The organism is Shinella sp. S4-D37, assembly GCF_040812195.1.
In the GTDB taxonomy this organism is placed as follows: Bacteria; Pseudomonadota; Alphaproteobacteria; order Rhizobiales; family Rhizobiaceae; genus Shinella.
Genome location: NZ_JBFNXL010000005.1, coordinates 2,603,147 through 2,622,656, shown reverse-complemented (window position 1 = coordinate 2,622,656; position 19,510 = coordinate 2,603,147). Strand labels below are relative to the sequence as shown.

Here is a 19,510-nt window from a genome sequence, read left to right as displayed (position 1 = left end):
CGGCAAATTGCCGGCCGTTTCGCGCTTGCTTCAATTCGGAGGTTTTTCAGAAGATACCTGCACGCGATGCAATCGCGGACGTATTCGATCCTCATTCGTCGTGGCTTCTTCAGTCCCAGTTCCCGTCGGTCGATCGCGAAAGCGCCCGCCACTGGTTGATCGAGTTGCCGAGCCGAAGAAGCTTCGCGGAGACCGCCTCCTCGATGGTCCCTTCATGGCCGGATGAACCGCGGGCAGCGCCATCCCGAGCGATGCCGCGCTGGTCTTGGATCGTCCCGTGCCGAGAACCTTATGGTTTGCCGCCGACGCGGCTTTCGCGATCGCGAAAACCAGTCCCGAGTTCGCGCTTGTCACAAAGAAGGTCTTGGACATCTCAATTTCCCAAGCGTTTCACCGAGGCGTGGCAGCGGACGATATGGGCGCCATCCGGCACGCGTCATTGCCTCGCTGCGCTCGCGCACATGCGAGGGAAAGGTGTTCAGGCAGAGGCGTCTTTTTGCTTTTCCGAGAGCAACTGCCCACCAAATGCCCAGTTTTCCGCAGTGACGTCGTTGAACACGATGCTAACGGATTCCGGTGTGCAGCCACAGAACTCGACAATGGCGTCGGTGACGGCCCTTGCCGTCTTGCTCTTCTGCTCTTCGCTTCGCCCGGCGGAAAGATCGATACGAACCCACGGCATTGAAAACCTCTTCTCGTTTCGAATTGCGCATGACACTGGATCAAGCGGGGAGTTTCACGGATTTATACAAATCTATATGATTGTATAAATCCGTGAAACTCTAAATTCATTTCGCACAAATTGGCAAGAGTGACCGCATCGGAATTTTCTGTTTCTGCGGTGGCCGATTGCAAGGGAGGTGGGTCGGGGAAAAGCAGCCAGGACCTCTGAGACACGCTTTGTCGGTCAAAGAGCTGTGGTTGTGCGCGAGGCCTTGTTGACAAATTTATACAAAGCACGGCGATCTTAATCCAACGGTTGAGTGAGGAGATGGCAGAATGGCCCCCAGGACAGGCGAAGTGCGCAAATCGGCGCCCGATCTCGTCCGCGACGGTTTGCGCGAGGCGATACTTGCCGGACAATACGGCGAAGGTCAGCAACTTCGCCAGGACGAGTTGGCTGAACAGTTCGGGACCTCGCGAATCCCGGTTCGTGAAGCTTTGCGTCAGCTTGAAAGCGAAGGGCTCGTGGAGATCCAGACCAACAAGGGCGCAGTCGTCAAAGGCATATCGATCGACGATGTCTTTGAACTTCTTGATATCAGGATCGCGCTGGAATGCCGCGCGCTGAAGCTGGCGATCCCCAACATGGCGATCGAGGATCTCGATGTCGCCGAAGAGGTTCTGGCCGAATACGACCGGGCGCCTGATCCGGCGCTCTGGGGCGAGATGAACTGGCGCTTCCACTGGACGCTCTATAGCCCGTGCAATCGTCCCCGCTTGCTTGCCATGATCGAAGCGAATTACGGCCATGTCAGCCGGTTTATCCGCCGGCAGGTTTCCAGCGCGACCGGCAAGACGAAACCGCAGCAGGATCACGTCGAGCTCCTGCGCCTGTGCCGGGAAAATGAAGTCGATGCTGCGGTCGCCTTGCTCGAAAAACACATCGAGCAGACCCAGAAATCTCTGCGCGCGACGTTGCGACACCGCTGAGGACGCAAGAACGTGGCGGCTCGAGCCGCCCCGTCGTCATTCAAATGATGCCGCGTTCCGGCAAAGGCGTGCCATCCAACAGGCGCTGCCAGCCGAAGCGGGTCAGATCGATCGTCTCGTAGCGCCCCTTCAGCAGCAGTTCCGCCATCGCCAGACCGCAGCCCGGCGCATGCATCAGGCCGTGGCCCGAAAAGCCCGCCAGCATGTGAAAGTTCCCGAGGCCATCGGCGCCTGGGCCGATGATCACGTTGCCGTCGAAGTCATTCTGATCATACAGGCCGGGAAGCGTGTTCTTGCACTTCGTTTTCTCGAACTGCGGGAAGCGATGCGCAAGCGCCGGCCAGACCACGTTCTCGAAATAGTCGTGATCGACCTCGAAATTGTAGCCGCGGGGTTCGGCGAGCGTCGGCACGCCGCCGGAATAGCCTTTTCCTTCGGGCCGGAACGCGAGACGTTCTGGATCCTTGAGGTAGGGCAGGGGCTCGATCGGATCTTCGGACTCGAAATAGTGTTCGAAGCGCCGCAACGGTTCGATCGGCGCCTTGAAGCCGAGCATTTGGCAGATGTCTTTGGCCCAAGCGCCGGCGGCGTTGACGAAATGATCCGCCTCGATCGTCTCGCCGGACTTCAGCTTGACACGCTGTACCGTGCCGCTCTGGCGATCAAGGCCAACCACTTCGTCGGCGATGAATTCTGCCCCCATGGAACGGGCCTTCTTGCGGAAGCCCATCAATACGCTGTGTGGGTCGAGCCAGCCGTCATCGGGAGAATGGACTGCCGCTCCGAGGTCGGAGACATTCATCGACGGGAACGTGTGTTTCAGCTCATCCGGCTCGAGCCAGACGACGTTGCAGCCCATGTCGAGCTCGGTATCATAGTTGGCCTTGAGCATGTCTCGGCTCGTCGGCGGAACGATGAAGAGATAGCCGTTCTTCTTCAGGCCGATATCTGCGGGAACGCCGTCGAATGCCATCGTCTGCGCGAAGGTATCGAAGAACGGAATGCTGTAGTTCGATAGCGCAATGTTCTCCGGCAGCGAGAAGAGCCTGCGAACGCCGCCCGAGGCGCGCGGCGTGGAAGCGAGATTGTAGGTCGGATCGCGCTCGATTACGGCGACGGATACGCTTGGATCCATCTTGCGAAGGAAGTAGGCGACAGCAGCGCCGATTGCGCCTCCGCCAATGATGACGATGTCTTTCTTCACTTATTTCTCCATCATTCGTGGAGATCGGCAAGGTGCGGCCGCGCCGCCTTCCCGATCGATATTTAGAGATGTCCGCGGCTAGCCTGCGCTTTCAGTTCCGCCATGATGTTCGAATCGGCGTAACGCGAGGGGGCGAGCATGTGGGCGTAGGGCGCTTTCGGCTTGTCGACCATCCAGTCCGCGCAAAGTTCGCCGCTGATGCAGGCCGCCATTGTGCCGAAGCCCGACAGGGCACCGGCAACGAACATGCCGGGCGTCCGCATCGGACCAATCAGGGGCCAGTTTTCCTCAGTCATCGCATAGTAGCCACCATAGTGGTGGGCGCCGCGCGGAAGCTTGCCGATATAGGTGGCCAAGCCCGGCTGGAGGCGGCTCGCACCGCGCAGGACGATGTCGGGAAACTGGGTGTCGATCGGCTCCGGGCCATGCGGATCGGAGGGCTTGTGATTGAAGGCCCAGCCTAGTTTGATCCACTTCCCATCCTCGGCGCCATCGGGGCGGCAGTGGATGCCACCTTGCATCATCTGCGTCAGCCGGGCCGTCTCCGGGTCCTCTGACAGGATTTCACGCTCCTCGTCCGTCCAGGAAAGTGTCTGTTCGTCGAGATCGATGGTGAAGGGCAGGTCGCGCGGAACGATACCTTCCCGGTCCTCGAAGGCGATCTTCTGCTGATAGACGCAGGAGACTCCGAGATTCTCGCCCACCATATCGGCAACATCCTTCAGGAATGGTCCGGCCGCATTGACGACTTTTTCCGCCGAGAGTGTTTTGTGACCTTCCGGAGTCGCTATGCGCAGGGTCAACGGTGAGCCCGTTTCGATCGCGGTGACATCCCCCCGGATCAGCCGCCCGCCGTTGGCCTTGATGTATTCGAGCATGAACTGCCCGAGTTGCTGGCCGCTGATCGAACCGGCGCGCCGGACATGAAGGATCGTGGCGACGTCATCGGCATAAGCCGGAAAGGTCTGTCGAATAAGCGCCTTGTCCTGGAGGACGTCAATGCCGCCAGGCGCGCCTTCCCAGGCCGAAGATGCCGGCGGCTGATACATGGAATGTGAGCCGGCTCCGGTGTGGAACCGGACAAGCTGTTCCGCTTCCGACCCATAGCCGCGGAAAAGATCCTCGATGAGATCGTCCGGCTGCGAACGGCGCGTGATCAGTGCATAGCCGCGCCGTGTCATATTGATCCGATTTCCCGTCTCCGACGCGATGTCTTCCAACAGCGCGATGCTGTCGTCTGTGAACGCCGTCATGACCGGATGCGGCCACCAGTTGCGGTAGTTTTCCCCCGACTGGGCCGAGGTAAGGCTCATGGGATCGCGCGGGTCGATGATGACGATGTTCCGGCAGCCATGCTTGCGAGCCAGATAATAGGCCACGGCAATGCCGACACTTCCGGCCCCGATGACAGCCACTTCCGTTGATATATCTACAGTCGGCATTGGTGTGTTCTGCCCTATAATCTTATACAATGAAGAATAATTGCATACATGATGTTATTGGTTTATACAATGGCCTAAACGAACCCGTGTCGCAGCCGCGCCGAGAAAGAGGAACGATCATGTACGCCGAGAAACTTGAGATGCTCATCGATGGCGAGTGGGTGCAGGCAAGCAACGGGAAAACGGGTTCCCTCGTCAATCCCGCAGACGAGATGGAGATCGGCCGGGTTCCCCATGCGACGACGGACGACCTCGATCGCGCTCTCGCCGGAGCAGGCCGTGCTTTTCGCAGCTGGAAGACGATGACGGCTGCGTATCGCTGGGACATTCTCAGCAAGGCCGCGGATCTCATCGAAGCGAGAAAGGGTGATATCGCAAGAACACTGACGCTCGAAAACGGTAAGTCGCTCACCGAAGCTGCCGGCGAGGTCCAGTTCTGCGCCGATGCGACCCGCTGGTATGCCGAAGAGGCAAAGCGCGCCTATGGCCGTATCATTCCAGCGCGCGTGGCCGGCGTCCGCCAACTGGTCATGAAGGAGCCCGTCGGCCCCGCGCTCGGGTTTGCGGCATGGAATTTTCCGGCGGGCAACGTCACGCTGAAAATCGCCGGAGCCCTGGCCGCGGGTTGTAGCATAATCGTCAAGCCGAGCGACGAGACCCCGGGCACGGCGGTCGCGATCGGCCGATGCTTCCAGGATGCGGGCGTCCCGGCGGGCGCACTCAATATCGTGTTCGGGCCTTCGGCCGCGATCTCCGAGCATCTGATTGCCTCGCCAATCCCGCGCAAGGTCTCCTTGACCGGCTCGACGCCGGTCGGAAAGCTTCTGCAACGCTTGGCTTCGGAGAGCCTCAAGCGCTGTACGATGGAGCTTGGTGGCCATGCACCGGTGCTCGTTTTCAGCGATGCAAATCTCGACAAGGCGCTCGACGTCCTGATCGCCGCGAAGTTCCGCAATGCCGGCCAGGTCTGCACCTCGCCGACGCGCTTCTATGTCCAGAAGGACGTCTATGAGCGGTTCATCGCCGGTTTCGTGGAACGCAGTCGCAAGGTCGTCGTCGGCAATGGCGTCGATATGGGCACGGTTATGGGTCCGCTGATCACCGGCCGCCGGCTCGACCTCATGGACGAATATGTGAAAGACGCGGTGGCAAAGGGCGCCTCGATTTCGCTTGGTGGCGAACGACTCGATCGCAAGGGGTTCTTCTATGCGCCGACCGTGTTGCGCGATGTCACCGACGACGCTCTCGTGATGACGGAAGAGCCGTTCGGCCCGCTGGCGCAGATCGCGCCGTTCGACACGTTCGATGAGGTTGTCGAGCGGGCCAACTCGCTTGCCTTCGGTCTTGCCGCCTACGCTTTCACCAGCAGCATGTCGACGGCTGCGAATGTCGGCGAAGCCCTGGATGCCGGTGTCGTCGGCATAAATCACACGTCGGTGCACGAGGCGGAGACGCCTTTCGGGGGCGTAAACGAATCCGGCTATGGTGCTGAAAGCGGGGCTGAAGGTCTCGAAGCCTATCTCCGGACGAAGATGGTTTCGGAGAAGCGCGTTTAGCGCTGCAGATATCGGGACGAGGTTAGAGACACTCACCTCGTCCCGGTCTTTGGTGCGGTCGCTGCCCGTTTCCTGACTGTTCGGCATGGAGGTGAGTGCGCTCGCCAATTCGTCAGGCTACCCATGACGCGATGGCTTTATCCGGTCCGTCATAATTTTATACAATAAGTTGTTGATTTATAGAATTTTACGTGATTGTATGCATAGGCAATCGGTGGGGACATGCCTACCGCAAAGAAGCGACCATGGGACCTTACGGCCCTGACAACGGAAAAATGGGGAACAATCGAAATGAAGAGACGCGCATTTCTAGCTGCGGTCGTCGTCGCGGCCGCATTCGCAAACGCCGCCCACGCGCAGGAGAAGACGATCGTCGTCGGCACCAGCATCGACTCCAAGCCGTTCGATTTCGTGCAGGACGGCAAGTATGTCGGCTTCGACCAGGATCTTCTCGCCGAAATCGCGAAGGAAGCGGGCTTCAAGTACACCGTGAACCCGATGGACTTCGGCGCCCTTATCCCGGCGCTCCAGACGGCCAACATCGACCTGGCGATCTCCAGCATCTTCATGACCGACGCCCGAAAGCAGGTCGTCGATTTCTCCGACGTCTACTATACGAGCGCGCTCGGCATTCTCGTCGCGGCTGACAATTCGGCGATCAATACCGGTGAGGATCTCGCTGGCAAGAAGGTCGCGTCCGTGACGGGTGCTGCCTCGACGACATGGTTGAAGGGCAACGCGCCGACGGCGGAGGTGACGCTGTTCCCGCAGGTCACCAACATGTTCATGGAGCTGCAGGCCGGACGCGCCGACGCGGTTGTCTATGACTATCCCTTCCTCGCCTACTACGCCCAGGTCGAAGGCGACGGGAAGGTGAAGGTGGTCGAGAAGCCGGTCGGCGACGGCATTCCCGTCGGCATCGCCTTCCCCAAGGGCAGCGAACTGGTCGGTCAGGTCAACGAGGCCCTCAAGAAGGTGAAGGCCGACGGCCGCTACGACGCCATCTACAAGAAGTGGTTCGGCAAGGCCGCCGAGTAACTCGGCGCTCACGGCTAACCGGAACCAACAATCAAGGGGAGCTGTCATGACCTTCGAATGGTCGGCAATCATCGACGCTCTTCCCGCACTGCTGCGCGGCGCGGCCGTAACCGTCATGGTTGCTGCCGCGTCGCTTACGGCGGGAATGATCCTGGGAACGGTGATCGGCGTTGTCAGGACCTACGCGCCAAGACCCGTGTCACTCATAATGCAGGTCTATGTCGGACTGATCCGCGGCACCCCCATGGTGGTGCAGATCATGTTCATCTACTTCGCGCTGCCCTCGCTGCTCGGCATCAAGCTGACGGCGCTGACGGCAGGCATGATCGCGCTCACCGTTAACTCATCGGCATATCTCTCGGAGATCGTCCGCGGCGGATTTCTGGCGGTTCCGAACGGGCTTCGCGAAGCCGGCCTTGCCATGGGCCTGCCGCTCCATCGGGTGCTTCTCTACATCATCGGCCCCGTTGCCTTCAGGCGCATGGTGCCGGCATTGGGCAATCAGTTCATCATCGGCCTGAAAGATACGTCGCTGCTCATCGTCATCGGCGTGGCCGAACTGACGCGCACCGGCCAGGAAATTATGACGGAGAACTACCGTGCCGTCGAAATCTGGACGGCGGTCGGAGCCATCTATCTGGTGATCATCTCCATCATGGCGATCATTTTCCGCCTTGTCGAAAAGCGAGCGCACCTCACATGAGCATCGTCGAATTTCGCAAAGTCGTGAAAAGCTTCGGAACGCTCGACGTTCTGAAGGGTGTCGACCTTTTTATCGAGCCCGGCGAGATCGTTTTCCTGATCGGGCCTTCGGGCTCGGGCAAGTCGACGCTGCTGCGCTGTATCAACGCGCTTGAAACGATCCAGGGCGGCGACCTCATCGTCGACGGGATCAGCGCCAAGGGCACGGCCGGCGAAATCCGTCGGATCCGGCTCGAGGCCGGCATGGTCTTCCAGCAGTTCAACCTGTTCCCGCATATGACGGCATTGCAGAACGTCATGTTCGGCCCGCTGAAGGTCAGGCGATCGACGAAGGTCGAGGCTGAACGGATCGCCCGCGACCTGCTCGAAAAGGTCGGGCTGAAGGAGCGGGCCGATCACTATCCGAGCCAGCTTTCCGGCGGCCAGCAGCAGCGCGTCGCCATCGCGCGCGCGCTCGCCATCCGCCCCAAGCTGATGCTCTTCGACGAGCCGACATCGGCGCTCGATCCCGAACTTCGCCATGAGGTGCTGCAAGTCATGCGCCAGCTCGCGGACGAGGGCATGACGATGGTCGTGGTCACGCATGAGATCGGCTTTGCACGCGATGTCGGAAGCCGGCTTCTGTTCATCGACAAGGGCCACATCCTGCACGACGGTGATCCGAAGGCGCTTCTGGCAAATCCGCCGAGCGAGCGACTGGCTACCTTCCTCCAGCATATCCGATAGCACGTCGCGCCGTTCGGTGTCGGGAAACGAGGGACATGGCCGTTCGAGTGTTGTCCCCTCGCGTCGCGGGAATTCTCCTGAGTACGGCTCCCGCCATGTCCGCAGCCGTCGGTGCGCCCTGTCGTCGCGCGGCGGCAAGAAAGGTTAGACCATGGAGACCAAGCGATCTGCGCCTGAAATGGTGCGCGACGGACTGCGAGACGCCATTCTCGGCGGCGTCCTTGGCGAAGGCACGCAGCTTCGGCAGGACCAATTGGCCGAGCAGTACGGGACGAGCCGCATTCCGGTGCGGGAAGCATTGCGTCAACTCGAAGCAGAGGGTCTCGTGCGGATCGAGCCGAACAAGGGCGCGATCGTCACGTCGTTGTCTGTCGATGATGTTCTCGAAATGCTCGATATCCGCATCGCCCTTGAATGTCATGCTTTGCGGTTTGCCATACCGGAAATGGTCGACGAGGATTTCGAGCTCGCCGAGCGGATTCTGGACGACTATAATCGCGAACCTGATCCTGCCCATTGGGGCAAGATGAACTGGCAGTTCCACTGGACGATCTACGCGCCATGCCATAGGCCACGGCTTCTCGCGATGATCGAAGCCAACTACGGTCACGTAAACCGCTTTGTCAGGGCGCAAGTCTCGCTGGCCGCTGGCAAGGACAGGCCACAGCAAGAGCATGAGCAGCTTCTCGATCTATGCCGACGCGCCATGACCGATGAGGCGATCGCCCTCCTTGTCAGTCATATCGAGCAAACGAAGAAGTCCGTGCACGCGACCCGCAGGCATCGGATTTAGGCGAGGCTTTCGGAAGTTTCGGGGGCCGCCGGCGCGTCATTTCGCCCGACTCGGCAATTTCTATTTGACATTATTTTATACATTTTAATAAGATCGTATCCAAAGATGGTGTTGTGAATGCTGAAGCGCATTTCGAAGGTTCGCGGCGAACACTAAGGGGACGCAACGTGAAATATGACTATGTCGTCGTTGGCGCCGGATCTGCGGGCTGCATCGTCGCGGCGCGTTTGAGCGAGGATCCGGCAATCCGGGTGCTGCTTGTCGAGGCTGGCGGCTCGGACGGCGGTCTCATGCTTTCGATGCCTGCGGCGCTTCCTTTCGTCTATCAGAATTCGAAGATAGGCTGGGGCTACCAGTCTGGACCGGAGCCGCATCTCGACGGTCGGACGATTGACGAAAAGCGCGGTCGGCTCATCGGCGGCTCCTCGTCCATCAACGCCATGATCTACAATCGCGGCAACCCCATGGATTTTGACGGCTGGGCGGAGAGCGGCCTGACGGAATGGGATTTCGCGCATTGCCTTGCGTATTTCCGGAAGATGGAAAGCTTCGAGGGCGGCGCAGACGAATGGCGCGGGGGCGATGGCCCCATGCGGATCAGCAGATGCAAGGCCGAGCACAAGCTGTACGATGCGTTCCTTCGCGGTGGCGAGCAGGCCGGTTTTTCCGTTACGCCTGACCACAACGGCTACCGCCAGGAAGGGCTGCATGTCGCGCAGTCGTTTATCCACGACGGCAAGCGCTGGTCGAGCGCGCGCGGCTATCTGCATCCCGCCGAGCGTCGGGAAAACCTCCACATCCTGAAGAATGCGATGGTGAACCGCGTCGTAATCGAAAACGGCGCTGCCGTAGGCATCGAGGTGCTTGAGAACGGAATGAAACGGCAGGTCATATGCGAGCGGGAGGTCGTTCTATGCGCAGGCGCCTTCAACAGCCCGCAATTGCTCATGCTGTCCGGGGTCGGCGATCCGGACGAGCTTCGCCGGCACGGAATTCCTCTCAAGGCGGAGGCGCGGCAAGTCGGCAAGAACCTCGAAAACCATCCTGGCGTCAACCTGCAGTACGCCACGAAATATGAGGATTCTCTTGTTTCCGATCTCAACCTGTTTGGCCGCGCGAAATTGGGCGTTGAGTGGTTGCTGATGAAAAAGGGGCTCGGCGCGACCAATTTCTTCGAGACCGGTGCCTTTTTGCGCACCCGCGAGGACGTGTCGTTTCCCAACATGCAGTTCGAGTTTCTGCCCCTTACGCGGCATGTGAAGAACGGCAAGCTCGTCGCCATCCCGGGTTTTCAGTTCTGGATGGACCTGTCGCGCCCGGAAAGCCGCGGCGCGGTAACGCTCCGCTCGGCCAGGCCCGATGACGCTCCTTCGATCGTTTTCAATCACCTCCGGTCTCGTCAGGACATGCAGGATCTCGTCGACGGTGTGCGGCTCGCCCGTGAGCTCATCCGACAGCCGGCCTGGGACAAGTTCCGCGGCCAGGAGCTTGCACCTGGTGCCGACACACAAAGCGACGCGGATCTTGAAAGGTTCGTTCGCGCCAATCTCGGATCTTCCTACCATCCCGCCGGCACCTGCCGCATGGGTGTCGACGACGAGGCCGTGGTCGATAGCGATGGACGTGTGAAAGCCGTGCGGCGGATGCGTATCGTTGATGCCTCCATCATGCCCCGGATCGTTACGGCCAATCTCAGTGCGGCGATCATGATGATGGCCGAAAAGATCTCTGACCGCATTCTCAATAGACCGGCTCTGGCGCCATCGAATGCGGCCTACCACAAAGCGGCGTAACGCCGACCAGACCAACGCAACGAGGATCACTCGATGAAACTGCTTGTACCCATCAAACGCGTCGTCGACTACAACGTCAAAATTCGCGTGAAGTCCGACGGCTCGGGTGTCGAGCTTGCGAACGTCAAGATGTCGATGAACCCGTTCGACGAGATTTCCGTGGAAGAGGCGCTGCGGCTGAAGGAAGCCGGCAAGGCGTCGGAAGTGGTCGTCGTGTCGATCGGCCCGGCCAAGGCCGAGGAGACGCTGCGCACGGCCCTTGCCATGGGCGCCGACCGCGCCGTGCTGGTCGAGACGGACGACGCCGTCGAGCCGCTCGCCGTCGCCAAGATCCTCAAGGGCGTGGCCGAGGCCGAACAGCCGGGACTGATCATCGTCGGCAAGCAGGCGATCGACGACGACAGCAACCAGACCGGCCAGATGCTCTCGGCCCTGCTCGGCTGGGCGCAGGCGACGTTTGCCTCCAAGGTCGAGATCGGCGACGGTAGCGCACAGGTCACCCGCGAGGTCGACGGCGGTCTCCAGACCATTTCGGTGAAGCTGCCGGCCGTGGTGACCACCGACCTTCGCCTCAACGAGCCGCGCTATGCCTCGCTGCCGAACATCATGAAGGCGAAGAAGAAGCCGCTCGACAAGAAGACGCCCGGCGATTTCGGCGTCGACACCAGCCCGCGCCTGAAGGTGCTGAAGACCGAGGAGCCGTCGGGCCGCAAGGCGGGCGTCAAGGTCAAGTCGGTCGCGGAACTGGTCGACAAGCTGAAAAACGAAGCCGGCGTGCTCTGAGACCGGAAAGGGAGAACATAATCATGGCCATTCTTCTTCTGGCAGATCACGACAACGCACACCTTTCCGACCAGACGGCGAAAGCCCTGACGGCGGCAAGCAAGATCGGTTCGGACGTGCATGTGCTCGTCGCCGGCAGCAATGCGAAGGCCGCCGCCGAGCAGGCGGCGAAGCTGGCAGGCGTCTCGAAGGTGCTGCTCGCCGACGACCAAACCCTTGCCAACAACCTCGCCGAACCGCTGGCAGCGCTCATCGTCTCGCTGGCCGGCAGCTATGACGCCATCGTCTCGGCGGCAACCTCGGTGGGCAAGAACGTGCTGCCGCGCGTGGCCGCGCTGCTCGACGTCGCGCAGGTGTCGGAGATCGTCGAGGTGGTCTCTTCCGACACGTTCAAGCGTCCGATCTATGCGGGCAATGCCATCCAGACGGTTCAGTCCACCGATGCGAAGAAGGTGATCACCGTCCGCACGGCCTCCTTCGCTGCGGCAGGTGAGGGCGGCAAAGCCTCGGTCGAGACCATCGCGGCCGCAGCGAACCCGGGCCTGTCGACCCACGTCAAGGATGCGCTGTCCTCGTCGGACCGCCCGGAACTGACCTCTGCCAAGATCATCATCTCGGGTGGTCGTGCGCTTGGTTCGTCGGAGAAGTTCCAGGAAGTGATCCTCCCGGTCGCCGACAAGCTCGGTGCCGCCGTCGGCGCGTCCCGCGCTGCCGTCGATGCGGGTTACGCTCCGAACGACTGGCAGGTCGGGCAGACGGGCAAGGTGGTCGCGCCGCAGCTCTACATCGCCTGCGGCATCTCCGGTGCGATCCAGCACCTTGCCGGCATGAAGGACAGTAAGGTCATCGTCGCGATCAACAAGGACGAGGAAGCCCCGATCTTCCAGGTCGCCGACTACGGTCTCGTCGGCGATCTCTTCGAGGCCCTGCCGGAATTGCAGAAGGCCATCTAGATATACTGGGTTTCTTCGCGTCTGGAGGGTAGTTCGGCACTCCATCATCTGTTGTCATGGTGGCCAAGTAGCGCCTGGTCAGCGTGGCGCTTGGGGCTTGGGAAGAATCCCCGGCTTTGGCGGAGGGCACGGAAGACTTGCGAATCCTGGAAACCGTTATTTCAAACCAAGGATGACATGATGTCGAAGCTTGCACTGGTCGGTGCCGGGAATATGGGATTTGCGCTGCTCAGCAGATGGGTCGTCGCACTCGGGCATGAGGTCATCGTGATCGAGCCGAATGATGATCTTCGGGCGCGCGCTTTGGGGCTGGGTGTCGAAGCATATGCCTCGCCAGATGAATTGCCCTTCGGATACCGTATCGATATCCTTGTTATCGCTACCAAACCGCAGACGGTCGGGGATGTTGCGGCTCGATATGGTGCGCTGCTGTCCACGGAGGCGCTGATCATTTCCGTTGCTGCTGGCGTTTGCCTGGATGAAATCAGCAATCGTGTCGGACGCTCCGTCGCAGTCATCCGCGCCATGCCGAACACTCCGGCTTCGATAGGGGAAGGCATGATCGTCTGTTGCCCCAACGAACTTGCTCGGCTGCCAGACTTCGTCTTAACAACAGAGCGCCTGTTATCGACGGTCGGGCGCGTGGCGTTTGTCGACGATGAGGGGTTGATGGATACCGTTACTGCGGTCTCTGGATCCGGACCCGCTTATGTCTTCTATTTTATCGAAGCTCTTGCAGCAGCCGGCACCAGCGCCGGGCTGAACGCCGAGTTGGCGCTGGTTCTGGCAAAACAGACAGTGTTCGGTGCGGCGAAGCTCGCGTTGGACAGTGAAATGGCGCCCTCGGCCCTGCGCGAACAAGTAACAAGTCCAAACGGCACCACGGCAGCAGCGCTCAGCGTATTGATGGCCGAAGATGGTGGGCTGGCATCACGAGTGAGTGTGGCTGTAGAGGCTGCGCGCAAAAGATCGATTGAGTTAGGTGCTCTTAGTCGTTCCAGGCGGGCCGATTAGTCAGGAAAGGCTCTCCTTGGAGGGCCTTTTCGATTCGATCGCCACGGGCTTGTGAGGGGGGTTCTGTCAGCCCTCGGGATGGCTGAAAGTCCTTACGTTAGACGGACTTAGCTGGTCGGAGTGGAGTGATTCGAACACTCGACCCCCACGTCCCGAACGTGGTGCGCTACCAGACTGCGCTACACTCCGTGACCAGCGGCGCCTCTATAGAACAGGCTTTTCGTTTCGACAAGCGCAAAACATCAAAAAAAATCGTGTGGTTGGGGAAAGTGCCGGAAGGCCGGGGAAAAATTGTTTTCGGGGGGGGCGGGGGAACTGGGGCGGGGTTTGCGCGTTTGGCGAGCCATGGACCAGATCATCGCCGACCTCTTTCCCCGCACCGCCGTGCCCTATCCCGTGCTCCTCGCCCGCCTGACGGGGGCGATCGTGCTCGGGGCGGTGATCGGCGCGGAGCGGGAATACCGCGCCCATGCCGCGGGGCTGCGCACCCATATCCTCGTGGCGCTGGCGGCCTGCGTCTTCGCCATCCTCTCCATCGAGAGCGTGCACATGGCGGGCTTTGCCGAAGAGCAGGTGCGCATCGATCCGCTGCGCGTCATCGAGGCCGTCACCTCGGGCGTCGCCTTCCTCGCCGCCGGCATGATCGTCTTCTCGCGCGGCGAGGTGAAGGGGCTGACGACGGGGGCGGGCATGTGGCTGGCCGGCGCCGTCGGGCTTTCCGTCGGCCTCGGCCACTGGTTCGTCGCGGTCGTGGCGACGCTCGCCTGCTTCATCGTGCTCTTCATCCTCGCCAAGATCGATATCAAGAGCGACGAGGCGGAAAAGGCAAAGTCCGACACAAAAACATGACTTTAACGGTTATGTTTCGAGTATTTCGGCGGAATTCTGTTGATTTGCGAATAAACCGGGCCCTATACCGTCTTCTAACGAGGACGCGTGCCTGGATGCGCGCGGCCCCCGCATCCGGCCGGTCGCGGCGGGGCGGTCGAGTGGCCCTTCGCCGCTCGGAGGCGACCGGTCCGCCGGCCGGGCTCCGGCGGCGATCTTTGAAGAGACAGTTTCATGCGTCCATCGGGCAAGGCCGGTACAGAGGAACTCAGAGCCGTGCTGTCGTCGAGCGCCGCGGGCTTCCTCGCCATCGGCCTCTTCAGCTTCTTCGTGAACCTGCTGGTGCTGACCGGGCCGCTCTTCATGCTGCAGATTTACGACCGGGTGCTCTCTTCGCGCTCGGAGGCGACGCTGGTGGCGCTGACGGGGCTGATCATCGGCCTCTATCTCGTCATGGGCGTGCTCGACCATATCCGCAGCCGCGTCGCCGCGCGCATCGGCGCCCGCTTCCAGGCCCGCTTCGACAAGCGCGTCTTCAACGCCGTGCTCGACCGCACGCACCTGCATGCCCAGGGCATCTCCACCGTCACCGGCATGCGCGATCTCGACGCGATCCAGAAGGTGCTGTCCTCGCCCGCGCTGTTCACCGTCTTCGACATTCCCTGGACGCCCTTCTTCCTCTTCATCATCTTCACCTTCCATCCCTGGATGGGCGTGCTCGGCATCGTCGGCGGCCTCATCCTCGTCGGCCTCACCTGGCTCAACCAGAACGGCACGAAGGACGACCAGGAGCGGGCGATGATCGCCGGCCGGCTCAGCGACGAGATGACCCAGACGCTGCAGAAGGAGAGCGACACGGTGCGGGCGCTCGGCATGCGCCGCGCGGTCGCCGGCCGCTGGCAGATGCTGCGCGACAAGGCGCTCGAGGCCAATATCCGCTATTCCGACAGCAACGGCTTCTATTCCATCACCTCCAAGACCTTCCGCGTCTTCCTGCAATCGGCGATCCTGGCGCTCGGCGCCTACCTGGTGCTGCAGAACGAGATCACCGCCGGCGCGATGATCGCCAGTTCCATCATCATCGGCCGGGCGCTGGCGCCCATCGAGGGGGCGATCGGCCAGTGGTCGCTCATCCAGCGCGCCGGGCAGGGCTGGCACAACCTTTCCCAGCTTCTCGCGCGCGTTCCGGAGGAGGACCCGCGCACCGCGCTGCCCAAGCCCCGCGCCATCCTGGAGGTGGAGCAGGTCACGGTCGTGCCTCCCGGCGAGCAGGTCGCCACGGTGCGCATGCTGAACCTGGAGCTGCATCCGGGCCAGGCGCTCGGCGTCATCGGCCAGAGCGCGTCGGGCAAGTCGACGCTCGCCCGCGTGCTGACGGGCATCTGGCCGCCGGCCGCCGGCAAGGTGCGCCTCGACGGCGCCTCGCTGGAGCAGTACGGCACGGACGGCCTTGCCGAGCATGTCGGCTACCTGCCGCAGGATGTCGTGCTGTTCGAGGGCACGGTCGCGGAGAACATCGCCCGCATGGCGCTCGATCCCGATCCGGCCAAGGTGGTGGAGGCGGCAAGAAAGGCCGGCGCGCATGACATGATCCTGCGCCTGCCGGACGGCTACGACACGAAGCTGCCGGCCATGGGCGGGCGGCTGTCGGGCGGCCAGAAGCAGCGCGTCGGCCTTGCCCGCGCGCTCTACGGCGACCCGGTGCTGGTCGTGCTCGACGAGCCGAACTCCAACCTCGACGCCGAGGGCTCGATGGCGCTCAACCTCGCCATCCGCAACCTGAAGGCGGAGGGCAGGTCCGTCGTCATCATGGCGCACCGGCCGGCGGCGATCGAGGAATGCGAGCTCATCCTCATCATGGAAGGCGGCCAGCGCCTGGCCTTCGGCCCGCGCGACGACGTGTTGCGCGCGCATCTGCGCAACCACACCCAGGTCGTCGCCGGCAGCGGCGGCAGCAACAAGTAAGGGGTCGGCCATGGTTCGGGAAACGGGCGCAAGGGACAGGAAGTGGACGAGCCGCGGCTATGCGATCGCCGGCTACGCGACGGTCTTCGTGCTGCTCGGCGGCATGGGCGCCTGGGCCGCGCTGACGCGCATCAACGGTGCGGTCGTCGCCGGCGGCATCATCGAGGTCGCCAGCAACCGCCAGATCGTGCAGCACCTGACGGGCGGCGTCGTCGGCGATATCCGCGTCAAGGACGGCGACGTGGTGAAGGCGGGCGACGTGCTGATGCGGCTCGACGACATGTTCGACCGTTCCGAGCTCGCCGTCATCGAGGGCCAGCTCTTCAGCCTGCTCGGCACCGCCGCGCGTCTTCAGGCCGAGCAGGACGAGAAGGCCGAGATCACTTTCGACGCCGAACTCCTGACGGCCGCCGCGACCGATCCGGAAGCCGCCGAGATCGTCGCCGGACAGAAGCGGCTGATGGCGGCGCGCGCCGAGACGCGCGGCAAGCAGGCCGCCCAGCTCGACGAGAAGAAGGCGCAGATCGCCAAGCAGAACGAGGGCCTGGAAAGCCGCATCAAGGCGCTGGAGACCCAGCTCGCCCTGATCGGCCGGGAACTGGAGGCCCAGAACAAGCTGCTCGCCCAGTCGCTGACCAATGCCAGCCGCGTGCTGGCGCTGCAGCGCGAGGAGGCGGAGATCCTCGGCACGATCAGCCAGGCGCGCGCCAGCATCGCGGAGAATGCCGGCCGCGTCGCCGAGATCGAGATCGCCATCCTCAACATCCATTCGACGGTGCGGGAAGAGGCGACGACGGCGCTGCGCGAGATCGAGGCGAAGATCGCCGAGCTCAAGGAGAACCGCAACGCCAAGCTGGAGACGCTGAGCCGCATGGACATCACCGCGCCGATGGGCGGCGTCGTGCTCGGCATGCAGGTCCACGCGCTGCGCTCGGTCATCCGCCCGGCCGATCCGCTGCTCTACATCATCCCGCAGGAGCAGGACCTCGTCATCACCACGCAGATCTCGCCGACGCAGATCGACCAGGTCCATGTCGGCCAGATGGCGCATATCCGCTTCGCCGCCTTCGATCACCGCTCGACGCCGGAGATCTTCGGCCATGTGACGAAGGTCGCCGCGGACGTGCTGGCCGACCAGCGCACCGGCGCCACCTATTACAAGGCCGAGATCAAGCCGGACAGCGGCGAGATGGCCAAGCTCGGCGACAAGCACGTCATGCCCGGCATGCCCGTCGAGACCTTCATCCAGACCACCGAGCGCTCGCCGCTGGAATACCTGATCAAGCCGCTCGCCGACTATTTTTCCAAGGCGTTCCGCGAGCGGTGAGGGGGGTGTTTCACCAACCCCTGATGGAACAATTCGGCGTCCCGGCCATTTCCCGATCGACACAACGGTTTGGGAAAGGAAATTCCGATGGCTCGGGCTTTGATCCTCTGGTTGATGGGCGTTCCGCTCTTCGTCGTGCTCCTGCTCTGGTACTTCTTCTTCTGAGCGCACGACACAGGAAAAGGGGCCGTTCGGCCCCTTTTTTGTTCTCGAAGCTGACGGGCCTCTTACGCCAAACCCTACTCGTCCAGATCCGCCAAAATCTCCGCCGCCCGCCCGGCATTCGTGTGGCGCACGTCCACGTCCTGGCGGCGGCTTGCGAAGAGTTCGGTCGCCATGATCTTCTCGGCGAGGTCGGCCGGCAGCGAGAGGAGCACGCGCTGGTCGTCCTTGTGGATGCCGCCGATATCCGAGCGGCGGCCGGTGATCATGCCGCCGGCCACCGTGTTGTTGGTGTCGGGGTCGATCAGGATGAAGGCGCCCGTCGTGCGGTTCTGCTCGTAGCTGTCGAAGATCGCCTGCTCGTCGAAGGTGAGGTGCACCTTGCCGATGGCGTTCATGCCGAGCTTCTCGGCCGCGTTCCACTTCGAGGTCTTCAGGTCGAGCTGGCTCACCGGATCGATGCTGACGCGCTGGCGGCGCGCGCCGCTCTTCAGCCAGTAGCGCTTGCCCGGCTCGATGCCTTCGGGCTGGAGAGCGACGAGCTGCGCGTCGAAGCCGCGGCCGGTCATCGGCTGGCTGTCGATGGCGACGATCATGTCGCCGCGCGCGACGTCCACCTGGCGGTCGAGCACGAGCGTGATCGCGTCGCCCGCCACGGCCGCGTTGCGCACGAGGTCGAAGGTGACGATCTTGGTGACGTTCGCGACCATGCCGGAGGGCAGGACGACGACCGAGTCGCCCGGCTTGACCGAGCCGCCTGCGACCGTGCCCTGATAGCCGCGAAAACTTTCGCCGGGGCGCGAGACGCGCTGCACCGGCAGGCGGAAGCCGACCGTCTGGTTGGAGCGGGTGGTGGCCTTTTCCAGCGTCTCGACCAGCGTCGGGCCGTCATACCAGGGCATGGCCTTGCTGCCCTCATAGACGACGTTCTCGCCCTTCAGCGCCGACATGGGGATGGCGGTGATCTGCTTGACGCCGAGCGTCAGGGCGAATTCCCTGAAGTCGTGCGTGATCCCCTCGAAACGGGCGCGGTCGTAGTTCGTCAGGTCGATCTTGTTGACCGCGAGCACGAACTGGCGGATGCCCATCAGCGCGGCGATGGTGGCATGGCGGCGCGTCTGTTCCAGGATGCCGGCGCGGGCGTCGACCAGCAGCACGGCGAGGTCCGCCGTGGAGGCGCCGGTCGCCATGTTGCGGGTATACTGCTCGTGGCCGGGCGTGTCGGCGACGATGAAGGAGCGGCGGTCCGTCGAGAAGTAGCGGTAGGCGACGTCGATGGTGATGCCCTGCTCGCGCTCGGCCTGCAGGCCGTCGAGCAGCAGCGCGAAATCGGGCAGGCCGAGATCGTTCTGCCTGCCGGAACTGTCGCGCTCCAGCGTCGCGGCCTGGTCTTCCTTGACGGCCTTGGTGTCCCAGAGCAGGCGGCCGATCAGCGTCGACTTGCCGTCGTCGACCGAGCCGCAGGTGATGAGGCGAAGCGGGCGGGAATCGCGGATCGCCCGAACCTGATCAATGGCCGGCTCTTCGACGGGGACGAGAACCTCGGCGGTTGCGGTGGCGGAAACGGTCAT

The 19,510-nt window shown here is 62.3% G+C and carries 18 protein-coding genes and 1 tRNA gene; 13 read left to right on the top strand and 6 right to left on the bottom strand.

Annotated features, from left to right (window positions below; translation table 11 throughout):
- Nucleotides 1-30: 30 nt before the first annotated feature.
- Together AB3G45_RS20365 and AB3G45_RS20360 are read right to left on the bottom strand one after the other, a co-directional pair.
- Nucleotides 31-372 (bottom strand): hypothetical protein, encoded by a 342-nt coding sequence (locus AB3G45_RS20365; RefSeq protein WP_367832273.1) that lies wholly within the window; start codon nt 370-372, stop codon nt 31-33.
- Nucleotides 373-478: 106 nt separating this feature from the next.
- Nucleotides 479-682 carry a 2-hydroxymuconate tautomerase gene (locus AB3G45_RS20360; RefSeq protein WP_367832272.1) on the bottom strand — a complete coding sequence of 68 codons (204 nt, stop codon included), beginning with the start codon at nt 680-682 and terminating at the stop codon, nt 479-481.
- Between the two features lie 317 nt (nt 683-999).
- Here AB3G45_RS20360 and AB3G45_RS20355 point away from each other — a divergent pair, with 317 nt between their 5' ends.
- Entirely contained in the window at nt 1,000-1,653 is a 654-nt protein-coding gene (locus AB3G45_RS20355) for a GntR family transcriptional regulator (protein ID WP_367832271.1), read from the top strand.
- Between the two features lie 40 nt (nt 1,654-1,693).
- Here the strand turns inward: AB3G45_RS20355 and AB3G45_RS20350 are convergent, their stop codons facing one another.
- Both AB3G45_RS20350 and AB3G45_RS20345 read right to left on the bottom strand, forming a co-directional pair.
- Complete coding sequence (locus AB3G45_RS20350) at nt 1,694-2,857, bottom strand: NAD(P)/FAD-dependent oxidoreductase (RefSeq protein ID WP_367832270.1); 1,164 nt, start codon at nt 2,855-2,857, stop codon at nt 1,694-1,696.
- Nucleotides 2,858-2,919: 62 nt separating this feature from the next.
- Entirely contained in the window at nt 2,920-4,299 is a 1,380-nt protein-coding gene (locus AB3G45_RS20345) for an NAD(P)/FAD-dependent oxidoreductase (protein WP_367832269.1), read from the bottom strand.
- Between the two features lie 119 nt (nt 4,300-4,418).
- On the opposite strand from AB3G45_RS20345, the gene AB3G45_RS20340 reads away from it, so the two are divergent.
- From AB3G45_RS20340 to proC, 9 genes are all read left to right on the top strand, one after another.
- Nucleotides 4,419-5,855, top strand: a complete 1,437-nt coding sequence (locus AB3G45_RS20340; RefSeq protein ID WP_367832268.1) for an NAD-dependent succinate-semialdehyde dehydrogenase — start codon at nt 4,419-4,421, stop codon at nt 5,853-5,855.
- Nucleotides 5,856-6,146: 291 nt separating this feature from the next.
- Nucleotides 6,147-6,893, top strand: coding sequence for a glutamine ABC transporter substrate-binding protein (locus AB3G45_RS20335; RefSeq protein WP_367832267.1), 747 nt, complete (start codon nt 6,147-6,149; stop codon nt 6,891-6,893).
- A 46-nt stretch (nt 6,894-6,939) separates the two neighbouring features.
- Nucleotides 6,940-7,596 carry an ABC transporter permease subunit gene (locus AB3G45_RS20330; RefSeq protein ID WP_367832266.1) on the top strand — a complete coding sequence of 219 codons (657 nt, stop codon included), beginning with the start codon at nt 6,940-6,942 and terminating at the stop codon, nt 7,594-7,596.
- Nucleotides 7,593-8,321, top strand: a complete 729-nt coding sequence (gene glnQ / locus AB3G45_RS20325; protein ID WP_367832265.1) for a glutamine ABC transporter ATP-binding protein GlnQ — start codon at nt 7,593-7,595, stop codon at nt 8,319-8,321. The genes AB3G45_RS20330 and glnQ overlap by 4 nt, the downstream gene beginning before the upstream one ends.
- Before the next feature lie 151 nt (nt 8,322-8,472).
- Nucleotides 8,473-9,114 carry a GntR family transcriptional regulator gene (locus tag AB3G45_RS20320; protein ID WP_367832264.1) on the top strand — a complete coding sequence of 214 codons (642 nt, stop codon included), beginning with the start codon at nt 8,473-8,475 and terminating at the stop codon, nt 9,112-9,114.
- 167 nt (nt 9,115-9,281) lie between these two features.
- Nucleotides 9,282-10,907: a choline dehydrogenase gene (locus AB3G45_RS20315; protein WP_367832263.1), complete on the top strand. Its 1,626-nt coding sequence runs from the start codon at nt 9,282-9,284 to the stop codon at nt 10,905-10,907.
- Nucleotides 10,908-10,940: 33 nt separating this feature from the next.
- Entirely contained in the window at nt 10,941-11,690 is a 750-nt protein-coding gene (locus AB3G45_RS20310; RefSeq protein ID WP_367832262.1) for an electron transfer flavoprotein subunit beta/FixA family protein, read from the top strand.
- Nucleotides 11,691-11,713: 23 nt separating this feature from the next.
- Nucleotides 11,714-12,643, top strand: a complete 930-nt coding sequence (locus AB3G45_RS20305) for an electron transfer flavoprotein subunit alpha/FixB family protein (protein WP_367832261.1) — start codon at nt 11,714-11,716, stop codon at nt 12,641-12,643.
- A 180-nt stretch (nt 12,644-12,823) separates the two neighbouring features.
- Nucleotides 12,824-13,657, top strand: coding sequence for a pyrroline-5-carboxylate reductase (proC, locus tag AB3G45_RS20300; protein WP_367832260.1), 834 nt, complete (start codon nt 12,824-12,826; stop codon nt 13,655-13,657).
- Nucleotides 13,658-13,769: 112 nt separating this feature from the next.
- On the opposite strand, the gene AB3G45_RS20295 is transcribed toward proC, so the two are convergent.
- Nucleotides 13,770-13,846, bottom strand: a tRNA-Pro gene (locus AB3G45_RS20295).
- A 156-nt stretch (nt 13,847-14,002) separates the two neighbouring features.
- Between AB3G45_RS20295 and AB3G45_RS20290 the strand changes: the two genes are divergently transcribed.
- The 3 genes from AB3G45_RS20290 (at nt 14,003) to AB3G45_RS20280 (ending at nt 17,777) form a co-directional block, all read left to right on the top strand.
- Nucleotides 14,003-14,506, top strand: coding sequence for an MgtC/SapB family protein (locus AB3G45_RS20290; RefSeq protein ID WP_367832259.1), 504 nt, complete (start codon nt 14,003-14,005; stop codon nt 14,504-14,506).
- A gap of 213 nt (nt 14,507-14,719) precedes the next feature.
- The gene (locus AB3G45_RS20285) at nt 14,720-16,450 is read left to right on the top strand and encodes a type I secretion system permease/ATPase (protein WP_367832258.1); all 1,731 of its coding nucleotides are present in this window, start codon (nt 14,720-14,722) and stop codon (nt 16,448-16,450) included.
- Nucleotides 16,451-16,460: 10 nt separating this feature from the next.
- Nucleotides 16,461-17,777, top strand: coding sequence for an HlyD family type I secretion periplasmic adaptor subunit (locus AB3G45_RS20280; RefSeq protein ID WP_367832257.1), 1,317 nt, complete (start codon nt 16,461-16,463; stop codon nt 17,775-17,777).
- Between the two features lie 239 nt (nt 17,778-18,016).
- Here AB3G45_RS20280 and cysN read toward each other — a convergent pair whose 3' ends face one another.
- Nucleotides 18,017-19,510 (bottom strand): sulfate adenylyltransferase subunit CysN, encoded by a 1,494-nt coding sequence (cysN, locus tag AB3G45_RS20275; protein WP_367832256.1) that lies wholly within the window; start codon nt 19,508-19,510, stop codon nt 18,017-18,019.